General features: G+C 66.1%; 17 protein-coding genes. 7 read left to right on the top strand and 10 right to left on the bottom strand.

Annotated elements, in window-relative coordinates:
• Window positions 1–13: 13 nt before the first annotated feature.
• On the bottom strand, window positions 14–673 hold the full coding sequence (locus PUN71_RS14215) for a PglD-related sugar-binding protein (protein ID WP_043448537.1): 660 nt from the start codon (window positions 671–673) through the stop codon (window positions 14–16).
• Between the two features lie 182 nt (window positions 674–855).
• Window positions 856–3,552, bottom strand: coding sequence for a helix-turn-helix transcriptional regulator (locus PUN71_RS14210; protein WP_277798928.1), 2,697 nt, complete (start codon window positions 3,550–3,552; stop codon window positions 856–858).
• Window positions 3,553–4,040: 488 nt separating this feature from the next.
• Between PUN71_RS14210 and PUN71_RS14205 the strand changes: the two genes are divergently transcribed.
• Both PUN71_RS14205 and PUN71_RS14200 read left to right on the top strand, forming a co-directional pair.
• Window positions 4,041–4,892: a glycosyltransferase family 2 protein gene (locus PUN71_RS14205; RefSeq protein ID WP_283532410.1), complete on the top strand. Its 852-nt coding sequence runs from the start codon at window positions 4,041–4,043 to the stop codon at window positions 4,890–4,892.
• Between the two features lie 13 nt (window positions 4,893–4,905).
• On the top strand, window positions 4,906–5,895 hold the full coding sequence (locus PUN71_RS14200; RefSeq protein WP_043448696.1) for a glycosyltransferase family 2 protein: 990 nt from the start codon (window positions 4,906–4,908) through the stop codon (window positions 5,893–5,895).
• 103 nt (window positions 5,896–5,998) lie between these two features.
• Here the strand turns inward: PUN71_RS14200 and PUN71_RS14195 are convergent, their stop codons facing one another.
• The 8 genes from PUN71_RS14195 to PUN71_RS14160 all read right to left on the bottom strand — a co-directional run bounded on the left by PUN71_RS14195 (window position 5,999) and on the right by PUN71_RS14160 (window position 13,578).
• Window positions 5,999–7,042 carry a hypothetical protein gene (locus PUN71_RS14195; protein WP_277798927.1) on the bottom strand — a complete coding sequence of 348 codons (1,044 nt, stop codon included), beginning with the start codon at window positions 7,040–7,042 and terminating at the stop codon, window positions 5,999–6,001.
• Window positions 7,039–7,245, bottom strand: coding sequence for a hypothetical protein (locus PUN71_RS14190; RefSeq protein ID WP_043448530.1), 207 nt, complete (start codon window positions 7,243–7,245; stop codon window positions 7,039–7,041). The genes PUN71_RS14195 and PUN71_RS14190 overlap by 4 nt, the downstream gene beginning before the upstream one ends.
• Window positions 7,242–7,568 carry a hypothetical protein gene (locus PUN71_RS14185; RefSeq protein ID WP_240471770.1) on the bottom strand — a complete coding sequence of 109 codons (327 nt, stop codon included), beginning with the start codon at window positions 7,566–7,568 and terminating at the stop codon, window positions 7,242–7,244. The genes PUN71_RS14190 and PUN71_RS14185 overlap by 4 nt, the downstream gene beginning before the upstream one ends.
• A gap of 11 nt (window positions 7,569–7,579) precedes the next feature.
• Window positions 7,580–9,370, bottom strand: coding sequence for a glycosyltransferase (locus PUN71_RS14180; protein WP_277798926.1), 1,791 nt, complete (start codon window positions 9,368–9,370; stop codon window positions 7,580–7,582).
• The gene (locus PUN71_RS14175; protein ID WP_277798925.1) at window positions 9,367–10,653 is read right to left on the bottom strand and encodes a lipopolysaccharide biosynthesis protein; all 1,287 of its coding nucleotides are present in this window, start codon (window positions 10,651–10,653) and stop codon (window positions 9,367–9,369) included. Before PUN71_RS14175 ends, PUN71_RS14180 begins: the two co-directional genes overlap by 4 nt.
• Window positions 10,643–11,461 (bottom strand): glycosyltransferase, encoded by an 819-nt coding sequence (locus PUN71_RS14170; protein ID WP_277798924.1) that lies wholly within the window; start codon window positions 11,459–11,461, stop codon window positions 10,643–10,645. Before PUN71_RS14170 ends, PUN71_RS14175 begins: the two co-directional genes overlap by 11 nt.
• Window positions 11,462–11,474: 13 nt before the next feature.
• A complete protein-coding gene (locus PUN71_RS14165; RefSeq protein WP_043448521.1) occupies window positions 11,475–12,566 on the bottom strand; it encodes a hypothetical protein in 1,092 nt (363 codons plus the stop codon).
• 289 nt (window positions 12,567–12,855) lie between these two features.
• A complete protein-coding gene (locus PUN71_RS14160; protein WP_277798923.1) occupies window positions 12,856–13,578 on the bottom strand; it encodes a glycoside hydrolase family 16 protein in 723 nt (240 codons plus the stop codon).
• Window positions 13,579–13,865: 287 nt separating this feature from the next.
• On the opposite strand from PUN71_RS14160, the gene rpsF reads away from it, so the two are divergent.
• The 5 genes from rpsF to PUN71_RS14135 all read left to right on the top strand — a co-directional run.
• A complete protein-coding gene (gene rpsF, locus PUN71_RS14155) occupies window positions 13,866–14,171 on the top strand; it encodes a 30S ribosomal protein S6 (protein WP_015939036.1) in 306 nt (101 codons plus the stop codon).
• 73 nt (window positions 14,172–14,244) lie between these two features.
• Window positions 14,245–14,817, top strand: a complete 573-nt coding sequence (locus tag PUN71_RS14150) for a single-stranded DNA-binding protein (protein WP_043448519.1) — start codon at window positions 14,245–14,247, stop codon at window positions 14,815–14,817.
• Between the two features lie 127 nt (window positions 14,818–14,944).
• Entirely contained in the window at window positions 14,945–15,184 is a 240-nt protein-coding gene (gene rpsR, locus PUN71_RS14145) for a 30S ribosomal protein S18 (RefSeq protein ID WP_003800144.1), read from the top strand.
• 17 nt (window positions 15,185–15,201) lie between these two features.
• Complete coding sequence (rplI, locus tag PUN71_RS14140) at window positions 15,202–15,654, top strand: 50S ribosomal protein L9 (RefSeq protein WP_043448517.1); 453 nt, start codon at window positions 15,202–15,204, stop codon at window positions 15,652–15,654.
• An 81-nt stretch (window positions 15,655–15,735) separates the two neighbouring features.
• On the top strand, window positions 15,736–16,395 hold a 660-nt coding region (locus PUN71_RS14135; RefSeq protein ID WP_277798922.1), incomplete at its 3' end, for a PhzF family phenazine biosynthesis protein.

Raw genomic sequence — 16,395 nt, 5'->3', positions numbered from 1 at the left:
GGCTCCGGCCCGTTCAGGAGGCGTCGTCCAGGCTGAAGACGCCGCCGTCGACCTCGCGCGCCGGAACCCCTACCCAGGTTTGTCCGTCCGCCGCATTGCTCAGGACAGCGGCACCCATTCCCACGGTGGCGTAAGCCCCCACCGAGATATGCTCCCGGACGCTCGAATTCATGCCGAGGGAGGCGGCCCGGCCAATGCGGACTCCGCCGCCCAGGGAAACACCCGCGGCAAAGGTGGCAAAATCTGCCACGTCGACGTCGTACCTGAAGCTCACCGAGGGCATCGCCACCACATGGCAGCCCAGGGTAACGGACGCTGTAAGCACCACGTTCCGGAGCAGGATGCTTCCCCTCCCCACATGGCATCCCTCCGGGTACTGCACGGTGGGGTCGATCGCCGTGGCATAACGGGTTTCCCCCAGGCCGAGCACACCCAGGCGCTGTACCGTGGCTTCCCGGGCAGTGGGGGACTCGAGGCAGACGAGCATCAGGGCATGGGGATACTTCTTGGCGTCTTCGATCTTGCCCAGGACAGGGGCGCCGTCCACCGTAACACCCGCCAGTTCCCGGTCATCATCGAGCAGGCCCACCACGTCGTACTGGCCGCTGCCGCGGACCATTGCCAGCACTTCCCGGGCAAGGCCCGTGGCACTGACGAGGATGAGCTCGCTCATGCACCCGCCCTGCCCGCCGGTACTGCTGCCATGGCTGTCCCTTTCCGCGTCATCCGGTGCCCCAGCCTGCTGCAAAATTAGCGGTCCGCCTCCGGGTTTGGCGATGCCGCACAGGCGTTTCGCCTGCCCTGCAGGGGAAAAGTGCGGGAACTGCGGTTACCTGCGGTGCCCGGCCATGCAGCCTACAAAACGGGCAGGACGTAGGGCTCGGGTGCCTTGGTTCCCTTGCCCGCAGCAAGGGCGGTCAGCTGTGCCCGGGACTCGACGCCGAGCTTGCGGTAGATGGCGGTAAGGCGGACTTCCACCGTACGCACGGAAACGTACAGGGTCCCGGCGATTTCCTTGTTGCGCATGCCGCGCGCCACCATCCTGGCGAGGGCGCGCTCATGCTCCGACAGCAGCAGCAGGGCCGGATTGCCCTGCGGGCTGGCAGGTTCCATCCGCTCGTCCAGCAGGAGCGAATCCAGGTGCTGGGTCCACGCATCCGCCCCTGCCTCGTCGAACAACACTTTGGCCCGGAGCAGCGCATCGCGCGCATCACGCAGCCTGCCGAAGGCGTGCAGCCGCTCGGAATAGCACATCAGCGTCCTGGCCCGTTCCAGCGTGTGCGGGCTTCTGCCTTCGAGTGCCTCGCGGAACAGCTGCAGCGACTGTTCACCGTCCGCAAGCATGGCGCGGCTCCTTGCCACGGCCATCGCAAGCCACGGAGAACGCAGCCCCGCGGAGCGGGCCTCAAGGTGAAGGAGCGCCTGGGTGGCTTCCTGGTGGCGGCCCAGGCGGATGAGAGCTTCCACCAGGTCCGGCCCGGAGCGCAGGAGGGTGGGGTTGCCAAACCGGCTGCCTGTCTCGGCGGCCCTGGACAGCTGCGCGACCGACTCCGCCAGGTCACCGCGCAGCAGCGCGAAATGGCCCTGGCAGGCAGCAAGCTGTGCCGTGAGCGCCGGGTGGTCTTCCCCGCCGGCATACCGGAGCGCCTCTGCGGCCGCGACACGCGCCTGCCCTTCGTCACCAACGGAGTGGGCGCGCCAGACCCGGAACAGGTGCCGCATCCCGCGGTGGTACTGCAGGTCCGGTTCCGACAGTTCCAGGTCATCGATCAGCCGGACCGCCCTGCGGTCGTTCCCGGCACGGATCTCGTTGTCGACTGCCAGGATGGCTGCGGCGTGCTGCCAGATGGCGGAGCCCGGTCCGCTGGAATTGCGGAGCAGGGCGAAGGCTTCCCGGGCGCCGTCGTAGCGCTCCGCGTAGGTGAGGGCCCGGGCAGACACTAGGAGACCCTGGGCACGGGCGGCGCCGCGGTGTCCATCCTTGCGGGCCGGGTCGGCCGTGCCACCGCCGATGACATCCATCAACAGCCCGGCCTGCCGGGCCATGGCCCCGTGCTGGGCGGCTGCGGAGCCGTCGCCGGCCAGGCGCAGCACGTCCGCTGATGCCTGCAGTACCTCCGAGGCTACCTGCAGCTCCCACCGTTCGGCGTAGTAACAGGCGCCGGTTGCCAGCAGCCCGGCCGAGTATTCGGGATCATGCCGGCCGAACTCCTTCACGAGGCGAAGCAGTGCGCTGGACCGCACCGCAGCGCCCTGGGCGAACTGGATCTCGAAGTCCAAGCCGGCCAGCCGCAGGATCAGCGCTGGATCGGGGGTTAGCCGCTGCGCCCACTCCAGGTAGCGGCGGGCGTAGGCAAATTCGCCGCGGCTGAACAGCAGCTCCGCTATGCCGGCAAGCTCTGCCGCGGTTCCGGCGTGGTCGGCATCGATCGCCAGGGCCCGCTCGACATACTCCAGCGCCATCGGCACTTCACCCTCCCCGGCCAGGTCCCTGGCGTGCCGCAGCAGCTGGAGCGGCATCTGGGGCCGGGCCTCGGTGAAACTCAGGTGCCAGGTCCGGGCGTGGGGGGCGTTGCCGTCTGCTGCCGCCGCCATTTCCCGGTGCCCGGCGAGGCGTTCAGCGGGCGCCATGGACCGGAAAATATATTCCCGAAGGAGTTGGTCCACGATGCCGACATGGGGTCCTGACCGTTTCACCAGGCCGGCAGCCAGCAGCCCGTCCACCCACGTCCATGCACCACCGCACGTCCTGGAGATGGCAGAGATGTCGGTGTGGCGGGAGAGTGCCAGGAGGTCCAGGACATGGCGGGGACCGGGTGACAGCATCGCCACCTGCGCCGCGAACCCTGCGTCAAAGCTGCCGCTGGCCGGCAGCGGGAAGGGCAGCGCGGAACGGCCTCCGGCGTGCTTTTCCACAAGCTGGGCGTGAAGTTCGACGGCGGCAAGCGGGTTTCCGCCGGCAGCCGCGGCAACCGCCTGGGCCGCCGCCGTCGTGATCCGCCTGGGTGCCATGCTTTCAAGCATCCTGACGGTGTCGCTGAAGCTGAGCGGGCCCAGCCTCAGGGTGGGCAGGCCGCCGAAGGGGCCGCCGGGATGGTCGTTCCGCAGGCCGGCGAACAGGACCGTGTCCGTGCCTGCCAGCCGCCGGGCCAGGAACCCGATGACCGCCTGGCTGGCGGGATCCATCCGGTCGGCGTCGTCGATCACGATGACGGTGCGGGGTGACAGCCGCTGCCGCAGGCCGGTGAGCAGCATGCCGGCGGCCGCCGGCAGGTCCTGGGCGTCTTTGCCGGGGAGGCTGCCGGCGATCCGGTTGAGGACGGGATCGTCCATCTCGTTCAGGAGCGCTGTCAGCCCGGACAGCGGCCAGCCTGATTCCGCTGCGGCGGCGTGCAGGACAATGCTCCGGTTGTTGGAGAGGGTGGGGATCGCGGACAGGAGGGCGGTCTTGCCCACGCCCTGGGGGCCGGCCACCGCCAGTGCTGTGTCCTTGGGCCCGCGGATGACGGACAGGATGCGGTCCAGTTCCTTGCGGCGGCCTACAAGCGGCATGGCGTCCCCAATCATCGACGAAGGAGACCGCTTCCAGCAATGGCGATACGCGGCCTTGCGCCGCTCCCCAGTGCAGGCGTCGACCGGTAAGGATTGAATATAGCGCGCAATGCGGCACTTTCACTACCGGAAATTGATACTTTTCCGGCTTGGGGGGTGCCGGCAGCCGGAAATCACTATTTTCCGGAAAACCATCCCCTATACCTAAAACCGCTGAAAGAACGCATCCCCTATACCTAATACCGGCCGGCGCGGGTAATCCCTGTACTTGCCTTGGCACGGGATTGAGGCGGCCAAAAGTGAGTACTTACTACTGGTGACAGTTGCAAGGCACTCTCAATAGGCTTTCGTCACGGCCAGAGTCAAAGGCTAAGTGAGCTGGGGCCCGAGACCAGACCCATGACCGGATAAGCATTAAAGCCGTGCTCGGCTTCAAACCGTGCGGCTCTTTGATAACTAATCCGCAACGTCATGAAGTGGTGAGGTATTTGTCCATTTCCATCCAGCTCCCAATTACTTTCGCGATGCCGGCGGTCGAGTCGGCCAAGGCATCGATCAGCGTCGTTATCCCCACTTTGAACGAAGCCAGGAATATTCCGTGGGTCCTTCGCCGAATGCCGTCCTACGTCGATGAAGTCATCATCGTGGACGGCCGCTCCACCGACAACACGGTGGGTGTGGCACAGGCCATCCGTGATGACCTGGTGATCGTCAACGAACAGCGCAAGGGCAAAGGCGTGGCGCTCCGGTCGGGGTTCGCCGCGGCCACCGGCGACATCATTGTCATGCTGGACGCGGACGGCAGCATGGACCCGCAGGAGATCGGCTGGTTCGTTTCCCCGCTGCAGCACGACTACGACTTCGTCAAGGGTTCACGCCACGTCACCGGCGGAGGTTCAGAGGACCTCACGCGCCTGCGGCGGGCCGGCAACCGCGCGCTCACCAAGCTGGCCAACGCGGTCCTGCACAGCAACTATTCCGATCTTTGCTACGGCTATATCGCTTTCCGGCGCGAATGCCTGGAAATCCTGCAGCTGGAATCTGACGGGTTCGAGATTGAAACCGAACTGATTGTCCGGGCTGCCCGCGCCGGTCTTCGGATCGCGGAGGTTCCCAGTATCGAGCTGGACCGGATTTCCGGAAATTCGAACCTGCAGACATTCCGCGACGGCTGGCGGGTGCTGCGCAAAATGGCGCATGAGTGCACCATGTGGGAAGCGCCAACGGCGGGTGCCCGGCCGGAGGCCCTTCGGCGGGTCAAGTATGCCTACGCCAATATCAGTGTCCCGCGGACTCCCACGGATCCGCAGACAATCCTTTCACTCGTCAAGGGGGTTTAGCATGCTGGACCGGATGAACGACCATTTGAGCGTTTCGATCGTGATTTGTGCCTACACGGAACGGCGCTGGGATCTTCTCCTTGACGTGATTGAGTCCGTCCGGGCACAAACGCTCGCGCCGCAGGAGATCATTGTGGTCGTGGACCACAACGAGGACCTCTACGGCAGGCTGCAGGAAATCGTCGATGACGTGACCGTCGTGGAGAGCGTGGGACCGCGCGGTCTCTCAGGCGCCCGCAACACCGGCGTGGCCCTGGCGGATTCGGACATCGTCGCTTTCCTTGACGATGATGCAGTGGCGGCGCCGGACTGGCTGGAACGCCTGGTGGTTCTTTATGACGACCCCGATGTCCTCGCGGTCGGTGGCCGCGTCGAGCCCGTGTGGGACCAGGGCCGGCCAGGCTACTTCGGCGAGGAACTCGACTGGATCGTCGGCTGCAGCCACCGCGGACTGCCGACGGTTGCCTCCGAGGTCCGCAATGTCATTGGCGCGAACATGTCGTTCCGGCTCGAAGTCCTTCGGCAGGTGGGAGGCTTCAACCTTGCCCTTGGCAGGCAGGGAAGCATACCCCTTGGCTGCGAGGAGACCGAAGTGTGCATCCGCTCCACCATGGGTGCACCGGGGTCGCGGATCGTCTACGAGCCGGCTGCCCTGGTCCGCCACCATGTGCCGGCAGACCGGGGAACCATGCGCTACATGCTCTCGCGGTCCTGGTCGGAGGGAATCTCCAAGGCACAGGTCAGCCACATCGTGGGCCAGAAGCGGGCGCTCGGACCCGAGCGGCGGTATGTCCGCAGCACGTTGCCGCGTGCCGTGTTTTCCGGACTCCGGGAGTGGGGCAGGGGAGAGAATCCCCAGGGACTGGGCCGGGCCGGGTCTGTCCTGGCGGTATTGGCCTTCACGTCCGCCGGTTACCTGCGGGGACGGCAGTTGGCGCACGCCTCCACGACGGAGCTGAACAAGGCAGCTCCCCATGGAGCGGCTTGGCGGGAAGTGCAGTAAGGGCCTGTGAACCAGCAGTAGGCCTCCGTCCCCTGGGGATGGAGGCCTACTGCTGTGATGTTTGCTGCTGCATTGCCCACAGAAGAAGTTGCTGTGGGCCGCCTTAGGGCCGCCAGTAACGCAGGCCGCCGCTGGTGGTGCCGTCGTCGGCCACGTCGATCAGGGCGTAGGGGAAATCCTGGCGGTCGGCCTGGTCGGGTCCGGGCCCGCGCACGTCCGATGACCAGGTGCCGGTGTTGATGTAGCGGGTGGGGGAGGAGCCGAGCGGCACGTCGAGGGCACGGTGGGTGTGGCCGGAGATGTACCACGGGACTTCCGAACCGTGCGTCTTCAGGATCTGTGCGGACCGGGCGGCCGCCGGGGGAGCGGCCGCGCCGCGGGTATTGGGTGCAGCCGCCCGCAGCACCATTCGGGCCGCGGCGGCCGGAATAGCCGATACCGTCCGGAACCGGGATACACGTGCCAGCTTTCGCACGGCCACCCGGTCGAGTGCCAGCCGCGAGGACTCGGTGCTGAGCAGCTGGTCGTAGGCGGGCCTGCGCATGCGGCTTTCCGCCCGCTCGGAGGCAAGGCATGCCCGGGCAACGGCCCTGGCCCGCCCCAGGCGTGACCGTGAGGGATGCGCGTGCAGGGCGGCAAGGGGAGGAAGGTCCAGGTCATCGGTGCCGTTGATTGCCGTCCGCAGGACCTCGGGTATGCGGTGCAGCGGGTGGTGCAGATGGCCGTGCTCGGCCAGGAGCACGTTGGGGACATACAGGAGCCACGGGTGCACCTGGACCCGGGTGGGATCGGCCGGCGAGAGCAGGCCGGCCAGGCGTTCGGCCACAACGGGCCGGGCCAGCTCCACGTCATGGTTGCCGGTTACGAAGTGCAGCTGCACGCCGTGTGCTGCGCACGCCTGCAGGGTCTGGAAGGTGTCCGGGTGGCCGGCCCGGATGGCTTCGAGCCGCGCCAGGCTTTCCTGCCCGGTCAGGGCCGCAAGCTCGAATGTGTCGCCGAGCAGCACGAGGTGCTGTTGTGGTCCGGAACCTGCGAGGACGGTGCGGTGCAGGAAATCGGTGAGCATGCTGCCGGTGCGTCGTGGATCGTTGTCCGACGCGTCGAGGTGGAGGTCGCTGACCAGCAGCCATCGCGCCGCACCGCTCACGTGAGCAGTCCCAGCACGCGGGGAAAGAGGAGGACCAGGAACAACACCCACATGACGGCGACAACGGCCTTCATGTTCACTGTCGATCCGAGGATGGTGGAATGGACCGGCGTCCCGCTGTTCGGTCCGGCATGGCGGACCTCGAGCGCGACGAGGGTGACGAGCAGGACGGCGGCCGCGAGCAGCCCGGCAATATCGATCATGCTGCGGCCTCCTGCCGTGCGCGTGCCAGGCACGCAAGGATAGTGATGACGGCCATGGCGACGACGCAGGCCTGCCATGACCAGACGGTGAGGTAGAACATTGCCGTGGACACCGCGGTGAGGGTGGCAAAGCCGAGGGCCAGGACGAGCAGGGCCACGAGCGCCAGGTCGGTCACCGGCGTGAGCCGGGTCATTGCCTGCCCCGGGAGCAGCACCAGGACCGCCGCTGCCGAGAGCGCCTGGAGCGGCGTCGGCAGGCCGATCAGCATGACCAGGGACAGCACCGCGGCGGCGATCGCCAGTGACAGCGTTGGCCGGCTCACTCCACGCCAGTTCATGGCCCCACCCGGTAGACGCGCGCGTCGCTGTTACTGAACACGAGGTTTACTCCGTCCTGGTCGCTGAGCCAGTTTTCCAGCTCATCAAAGCCTTGCGTGGTGGTTTGGCCCTGCACTATCAGGCTCGATTCCGATGAGCGCAGCAGCACCAGGTATCCGCCCGCCACGTTATGCCGGGCGTAAGCGTAGATGAGGGGACCGCATGTCCCTGCCGTCAAGTCGGAGGGGCAGAGGTCCTCGATGGTCCGGTACCGGTGGCCCAGGTAATCCTGGTTGCGCCAGGGAGTTGGGTGGGCAGCCGAGATGATGGCTGCACCGTCCGGTGCGAGGTGGTCCACCGTGTTGACCGCGTCGATCTCAGCGTTGGTGAAGACATCGTACTGAGCGTTTCCGAACCGGCCGGTGACCGTCATGCCGGCCATCAGGAAGAAGGTCAGCACGAATGCTCCGGCAGCCAGGCGCGAGGGCCGATTAACCCCCATCCCCCTTCCCTCCGCCGGGAGCAGGACCGAGCACGCCTGCAGGGCAACGAACGGAAGGGCGAACAGGGAAATACGGATCAGCATCTCCCCGCCATAGGACTGCGCGGGGAAGAGCAGCAAGGGGGTGACAGCGAGGAGGAGCACGCGGATGTCGAGGTGTCCCCGGCGCCAGTCGCGGAACATGCCGATGGCAGCCAGGGTCCAGAGCAGGAGGGTCAGGGCCATCCGGATCTGCACCACCAGCACATGTCCTGCCGTCCCGTTCGTGCGGTCCACGACGTTCGCTTCAATGGCGGTCTGGAGGCCCGCGTCTGCCAGGGGCGGATGGCCGGCAAGGTAGGTGCTGGCGGGGTAGGCGAGCCAGAGGACCAGCACGACGCCGGCAATCAGCGCGAGCCGTCCCGGCCAGACGCGTCCGGCCAGGGTCAGGGCGGTCAGGGCAATGAGCACCATGAACGGCGTCAGCTGGTGGCTCGCGGAAATGACCACGATCAGCAGGAGCGTTATGGCCAGTGCGCTCACGCGGTGGCCGGGCCGGGAATCGGCGGGAGTGCGGGCGCGCCACCACGCCGTGAGGTTGGCCCGGCGGAAGCCGCCGAAATGGGGGGCGTTGGCGGCCAGGGGGCCAAGGACCAGGGCGATGACGACGAGGTACAGGAAGAAGCCGAAGGCCTGTGGTGAGAGGTAGTCCTGGTCCTGCCAGTTGCCGAGGCAGAAGAGCCACAGCACCAGCCACCGCCGGCGCGGATCCTTCGTCAGGTACCGCGTCACCACTGCTACGGCCACCAGCCACAGTGCCACGTTAAAGACGGGTGCCCAGAGGGCAACGCTCACCGGGTTCAGGCCCGAGGCCCCGAGGACGGTTGCCACCAGGGCGAAGAAGCCTGGCCAGTTGAAGTACGCATCGATGTTGGGGTCGATGCCCACGTTGTGCGAGAGGGCGTCGGCGATGCCCAGGTGGCGGAAGGCGACTTCGCCCCGCGGTACATCCGTGACGAAGGCTGCGGTGCCGAAGAGCACCAGCACCTGCACCGCGACCAGCCACACCATGACGGGGCTGCGTGCCGGGCCGGCCGCGTCTCCCCGCAGTGCCACCACGAAGGTGACGTTCAGGATCAGGACGGCTGCCCAGAACGGGTAGGGCAGCACCCCGATGAGCCCCAGGTCGCTGTTGACGGGCAGGGCCACCGTTGATGCGGACCAGGCCGCAAGGGCGAGTGCGAAAGCGCCCGCCACTGCGCACCAGACATCACGGGCCTTCCACTTTGCCAGCGGAGGGATGGTCTCCTTGAGCGTGCTGGTCATGTTGCCTCCTTTTTCACGCGGCGGAGAATGGCGAGAAGCCGGAGGCCGATCGCGACGGCCCCGACGGAGAGCACCACCAGCCACGCGAGGGCCATGGCGCTGGAGCCCTGTGCGGCGGCCACCAATGCCGAGATGCAGAGGGCGGCGCCGAGGACCACGCCGACCGCGATTGCCTCGGTATAGAGTCCGAGGACCCTGCACACGGAGTTGTAGGCCTGCAGCACGGCGTAGGCCACCAGCCCGGCGGCCAGCAGCCGGAGGGCCACGGTGGACGCGTTGGCGTACCTGTCTCCCAGAAGATGGAGCAACGGGTGCGCGAAGACGATGAGGACGACGGCGGCGAGGCTTCCGATGACAAGCGACCAGCGGAAACTCGCCCAGGTGGTTGCGGCCAGGCGCCCCGGCTCACGGACTCCTTCAGAGAACTGCACGATGCCGATCAGCATGGGGGCTGTGTAGGCGGCCCAGGCCATCATCCATGCCGGGTACCAGTACGCAGCGACCTCCGGCGACACCAGGTGCGCCAGCAGGAGCGGCAGCACCAGTCCGGGCGCACGTTCGGTGAGGGTAAGGAGCTGGTTGGGGATGCCAAGCATCAGCAGCGGGCGCCCGCGGGCGGGGTGGAGGGACGGCCTGGGCCGGTAACCGACCAGCCTGCGCAACTGGATGAAGCCGATCAGGCAGGAAACAGCAGACCCCAGGGTCCAGCAGGCCATGAGCACGTCGGCGCCGGCGCCGTGCGCCTGCCAGGCCACGAGGGCTGTCGCAAACAGCGGCACCAGGCCGCCCACCGTATACCGCAGCGTGGCGCTGCTGCCCCGTCCCAACGCCACGAGTGCCTGGTCCAGCACAGTACACATGGTCCCGGTGACGGCGGCCATGATGAACATGAGCCAGAAAAGGACCGTCAGCGAACCGGTGTCCGGCGATACGACCGTTTCCAGGACGAGATAGCCCAGGGCCAGCACGGTGCCCGCCACCCCAACGATGCCAAAGGCGGTGTCGAGCACCCGGGCCGGAGCCTCCCCCCTGCCGACGGAGACGATGACCGCTGATCCTGTACCCAGCACTGCAAGCTGGGTACAGATCATCACCGCGGAAACCGCCGCCGTGGTGAGCCCTACCTCCCGGTCAAACGTGGCGTGGGCGGCAATGATCCAGAAGGCGAAGCCCGTACCGGTCTGGGCGGCTTTGGCGATGACGAGGCCGATGGAACTGCGCAGGGGGGAGTGCCGGACGACGGTTGAGGCATCCGATGGGGCGATTTCCCGTTCAGCCGTCACGACCTAAACCCCTCGCCATACCCGCGTAGTTGTACCAGCAGAAGGCGATGTAATAGCGCAGCCATTTGGGTTGTCCGGCAGCGAGGCTCAACGCACTGCCCCGGACTGCCGCTGCGGCGGGCAGGAGGGCAAGGCGGGCACCGCGCCAGCCGTGCTTGCGGACCATCTTGCCAAGCCCCGTTCCGTCCATGAGGAACTGGTCCAGTGCGAAGTCGAAGTCGTCGGCGGCGAACCGGTGCTCAACGAAGACGCGCTGGGACACGCCGGTCTTCATCCCCGACTGCCTCATCCGCCAGCGAAGTTCGATGTCTTCCCCCGACTTGAACGTGTCGTCGAATCCCAGGGCCAGCATGAGGTCCCTGTCGACCAGCGTCGCCACCAGGCCAAACCAGTTGCGGCTGCGGCCCGTGCGGTGGTGGTGCGCCAGGGCCTGGCCCCAATAACCCGGTCCTGCGACGCTCTCCAGTCCCGCCTGGAGGGCATCGTAACCGTCCTCCATCAGTTCGATGAGCAGGTCCGCGACCCCCGTGGCCCCGAAGACGACGTCGGCATCCACCAGCAGGACCCAGCGGGTCCTGCTGCTGCGGACGCCGAGGGTCCGGGCCCAGGGCAGGCCCCGCCCCTCGTCACTCAGGACGCGGGCACCTGCCGCGCGGGCGATGTCGACGGTTTTGTCAGTGGAAAGTCCATCCACCACGATGATTTCGGCGACACCGGACTGGCGCAGGGAGTCGAGGCAGCCCGGGAGCAGGTGTTCGGCGTTCCGGGCCGGAACAACTGCTGTGATGTCTGCTGTGCTGTGGCCCATCGTGTCCACCCCCTCACACCTGCTCGTCGAGGACCGACGGCAGCAGCTCATCAAGGTGCCGGACGATGTCATCCGACGCCTGGTCCGCAGAGTAGGCGGCGGGTACCTGCAGCAGGTGGCAGGGGCGCCCGTCGAGCGCTTTGCTCAACACGAGGCCTTTCGCCGCGAAGTGCTCCCGCCACGGGACGACCGAGGTGGCCGCCAGGCCCGTCACGACCCGCTGCGAGAAGCCGGCCATTTCGATGTGGAAGTTGCCGATCATCCGGTCGACCATCCAGTCGGTGGTCCGTTCCAGCGCCCTGGTCTGCGCACCGTCATAGCGTTCGACGTAGATGGCCGCGGCGAGCGGGGCTTTGGTGGTTACTTTCCGGCCCGGGAACGCAGCCTCAGGGGTGACCATGCGGTGTTCGGGGGACCAGCGCCGGGAGAAGTCTGCCAGCCGCGGATAGCGGATGACGTAAGGGTGGACCACAGTGGTGAGGCGTCCGACAGTCCCGGAAAGTTGGGAAGGGACGAGGGGCTTGCGGGCGCCCTCGAACAGGTGCGGATAGATGTCGCGGTGGTGCGGCTTGATGAACATCGGCTTCGCATAACCGAGAAGGGTGGCGTCCTCGGCGAGGAACGCCCAGTCGTCTCCCATGAAGGACCAGCCCTCACGCCGCATCAGTTTGGCGGCGGTGCTCGTCTTGCCGGTTCCGCCGGCTGCGGGAAGCGCGATTGCATGGCCCCGGTATGCCATGGTTGCCGCGTGGATCATTGCTGCTCCCCGGGCGATCATGGCCGCATCAAGGACAGGTACCACGGACGTCAGCAGCTCGCCCGGCCCGTGGATGCGCCAATTGTCTCCGTCCCGTACCACCTGGACCCGATCGGCCTGGAAACGCACGCTGTTGTCTGTGTACGCCAGCTCATGCTCCACGTGGCCTGCATCCGGCATGGCTTCCGGTTGGTCGTCGACGATGATCTCGGCCTGCCGCTCCGTATCCGAGGCAAAGCATGCCAGCATGCTCTGAAGCTGCCTCGCTGCCGGGGCATTCGCGTCGACGCTGATGGTGACGCGGCCGTGAATGTCGAAGTGCAGAGCCTTCGTCCGCCTGGTGCTCATAGTCCTCCCCTGTCTGATTGGTGTCGGCCGTGGAGCCCGGCCCGGGTCCCGATCCGTCAGTGCCCCTAGGCGAATCCGGAAACCCCGGCCGTGACGCCGCCGGCAGAATCGAGCGTAGGGTAGGCGGCCCGGGTAAACACCGGTAGTGTGTACTCGCTTTTGTCCCGGCTCCTACGTGGGGAAATACGTGGTGACGCGGGAGGCAGGGGTGGCGGGACAGCCGTTAGTCCGGCGTTAGGTACATTGGGGGTTTTGGCCGTCCGGGCGGCGGGTAGGGAGGGTGCCTTTCCTAGCCGGCCGGGGCGTAAACGCGCACCCAGTCCACCCGCATCTCGCCTGAGCCGTTGGAACTGCCGTCCGGGAACCAGTCCAGTTGCAGTGTCTGGTGCATGGGACCAGGGGGATGGTGTGTGGGGTCGTTGTCCTCAAACCACTTCACGCCGTCGATGTAGCCCACGATGCCCCGCGGGGACCAGTCCACGGCATAGTTGTGGAACTCGGTGAGGTCCAGGGCCTGTGAGACGGAGGTCTTCGAGTTCGAACAGCCGTAGTGGTGGAAGAAATTGACGACGCTCCAGTCCCCGGTTGTCTCCGCATAATCGACTTCGCCGTCGCACGGCCAATTTCCGCTTTCGGGCCACAGGATTGCCACCATGTGGTACTCGTCGTCGCCGGAGCCGGCTGCCCGGACTTCCCAGCGCCCGTACTCCTGGCTGCCGAACTTGGCGGACATGCCGGCTGTGGTCCCGTCGTTGGTGCCCGAAATAACCAGCTTTGAACCGTCCACGGTGGCCTGCCGTGGACTTCGAACACCGTTCCCGGCGTGTCCGGCACTGTCGTACACGGACCACTTTGCGGGGTCCGGTGCGCCGGCATAGTTGAACTCGTCCCCGCCAATCGGCGCGCCCCACTGCAGCCTGGCCGCGGCCGAAGCCTGCCCGGCCGCGTCCGTTGGGGTGGAGCACCCAGCCAACAGCATTGCCGCCCCAAGGGCGATCACGTGTCTGCGCACACGTCAGATGATAGGGCTGCCGGGGCAGATTGGGCACCCTATCTTCAGTCGGGCGGCCCGGAGGTCCGGGTTTTCCACATAGCCGTGTGCCGGTGCGCTAAGAGGGGGACCATGCACCTAGCCTTGAGTCAAGCGCGAATCGCCTAACAGGGCCAAATGCACTAAGATAGTGAAGTCTGTGCTTGTCCTGCCTCCGTTCCGGCGGCAAGGCATGGCGCGGAATCGCAAATGAACCTCCTGTTACGGAAATCCCGTAACCGCTTAGCCCAAAGGAGGTGGGTTCACATATGCGTCCTTACGAATTGATGGTAATCATCGACCCCGAGGTCGAAGAGCGTACCGTTGAGCCGTCGCTTCAGAAGTTCCTGAACGTCATCACCAACGATGGTGGAACCATCGAAAAGGTTGACATCTGGGGCCGTCGCCGTCTGGCTTACGACATCAAGAAGAAGTCCGAAGGTATCTACGCCGTGGTGAACTTCACCGCCAAGCCGGAAACCGCCAAGGAACTTGACCGCCAGCTGTCTCTTAACGAGACCATCATGCGCACCAAGATCACCCGCCCCGAAGAGCAGAAGGTTGTCGCTGAGTAATTCAGCTGCATCTTTCATTCTTTACCCCGCAGGAAACGCACTCTTCACCCAGGATCGAACAAGGAGGCAGTAGATGGCAGGCGAGACCACCATTACGGTCATCGGTAATCTCACCAATGACCCGGAACTGCGGTTCACACCGTCCGGTTCGGCGGTAGCGAACTTCACCATCGCTTCCACCCCGCGTACCTTTGATCGCCAGTCCAATGAGTGGAAGGACGGGGAGACCCTGTTCCTCCGCGCCGCGGTCTGGCGTGAAGCAGCCGAAAACGTTGCCGAGTCCCTGACCAAGGGCATGCGCGTCATCGTCACCGGCCGCCTGAAGAGCCGCTCCTACGAAACAAAAGAAGGCGAAAAGCGCACCGTTATCGAGCTTGAGGTCGACGAGATCGGCCCGAGCCTGCGCTACGCCAATGCCAAGGTAAACCGCACCCAGCGCTCCGGCGGTCAGGGCGGCGGTTTTGGCGGCGGCAACAGCGGCGGTGGCTTCGGCGGAGGCAACTCTGGTGGAAACCAGGGCGGCAACTCCGGCGGAGGGTGGGGCGGCGGCAACCAGCAGGCTGCACAGGACGATCCCTGGGCTACGCCCGGAGTGTCCAACGCAGGCGGCTGGGGCAACGGCCCCGATTCCGAACCTCCCTTCTAAACACCCACTAAAGGCCCGACGCCGGGACCGCCAAGGTGCCGAAAGGCACCTGAGGCAGCTGCCGCCGTCGGACCACCACCATCCCGTGGATCAATATCCACGGGCTCCCTAGAATAGGAGCTCCACGATGGCTAAGGCTGAACTCCGTAAGCCCAAACCAAAGTCCAACCCCTTGAAGGCCGCTGACATCACCGTCATCGACTACAAGGACGTAGCATTGCTGCGCAAGTTCATCTCCGACCGCGGCAAGATCCGCGCCCGTCGCGTCACTGGCGTTACGGTGCAGGAACAGCGCAAGATCGCCCAGGCAATCAAGAACGCCCGCGAAGTTGCTCTGCTGCCTTACTCCGGCGCTGGCCGCGGCTAAGGAAGGGATTAACTAACATGGCAAAGCTCATTCTGACCCACGAAGTAACCGGTCTCGGTGCTGCCGGCGATGTTGTCGAGGTCAAGGACGGTTACGCACGTAACTACCTGCTGCCCCGCAACTTCGCCCTGACCTGGTCGAAGGGTGGCGAGAAGCAGGTTGAGTCCATCAAGGCTGCCCGCGCTGCCCGCGAGCACGCTTCCCTGGAAGATGCTCAGAAGCAGGCCGCTGCGCTCTCCGCCAAGCCGGTCAAGCTGGTCGTCAAGGCCGGCGAGTCCGGCCGCCTGTTCGGCACCGTCAAGCAGGGCGACGTCGCCGACGCTGTTGAGGCCGCTGGCCTCGGCAAGATCGACAAGCGCAAGGTGGAACTGCCCACCCACATCAAGTCGGTTGGTTCCTACCAGGCCAACGTCCGCCTCCACGCTGACGTTGCCGCTGTGATCGAACTGGACGTGGTGGCAGGAAAGTAATTTCCCCACTCCACGTTACGACCCCCGTCGCCGGACTCCGGCGGCGGGGGTCTTTCGTTTGCGCGGTGGTAGCCTGCTCCGGTGACCCCAACACTCCGCAGCCGTCCCTTTCACCAGGTGGATGTCTTCGCCAGCGACGCCTACCGCGGCAACCCGCTCGCCGTCGTGCTTGATGCCCAAGGTCTGGACACAGCAACCATGCAGCAGTTCGCGAACTGGACCAACCTGTCCGAAACAACGTTCCTGATGCCGCCGGTCGACCCCCGCGCCGACTACAGCGTGCGGATCTTTACCGGCGCCGAGGAATTTCCCTTCGCGGGACACCCCACGCTGGGGTCGGCCCATGCCTGGCTCGAAGCAGGCGGAGTGCCCAAGTCCGACGGCTACGTGGTCCAGGAGTGCCGGGCAGGACTGGTCCGGATCAAGCGCGACGACGGGCGGCTGGCTTTTGCGGCCCCGCCCCTGACACGGTTCGGCGGAGTCGAAGCCCCGGTCCGCGAACAGCTGTCCAGGGCCCTGCGGCTGCCGGACTCCGGGATCCTCGACGCCGCGTGGCTGGTCAATGGGCCGGAATGGGTCGGGGTACTCCTCCGGTCCGGCGAGCAGGTGCTGGCGCTCGAACCGGACACGGCGGCGATGGGGGACTTGAAGGTAGGAGTCATCGGACCCCGCCAGCCCGGGGCCGACACCGACTTTGAGGTCCGCACCTTCCTGCCCGGGGACGCCATGGTGGAAGATCCC

The organism is Arthrobacter sp. NQ7 (assembly GCF_029581595.2).
Taxonomy (GTDB): domain Bacteria; phylum Actinomycetota; class Actinomycetes; order Actinomycetales; family Micrococcaceae; genus Arthrobacter; species Arthrobacter phenanthrenivorans_B.
Note: the sequence above shows the minus strand (reverse complement) of the source record. Positions and strands in the feature narration are given on the sequence as shown.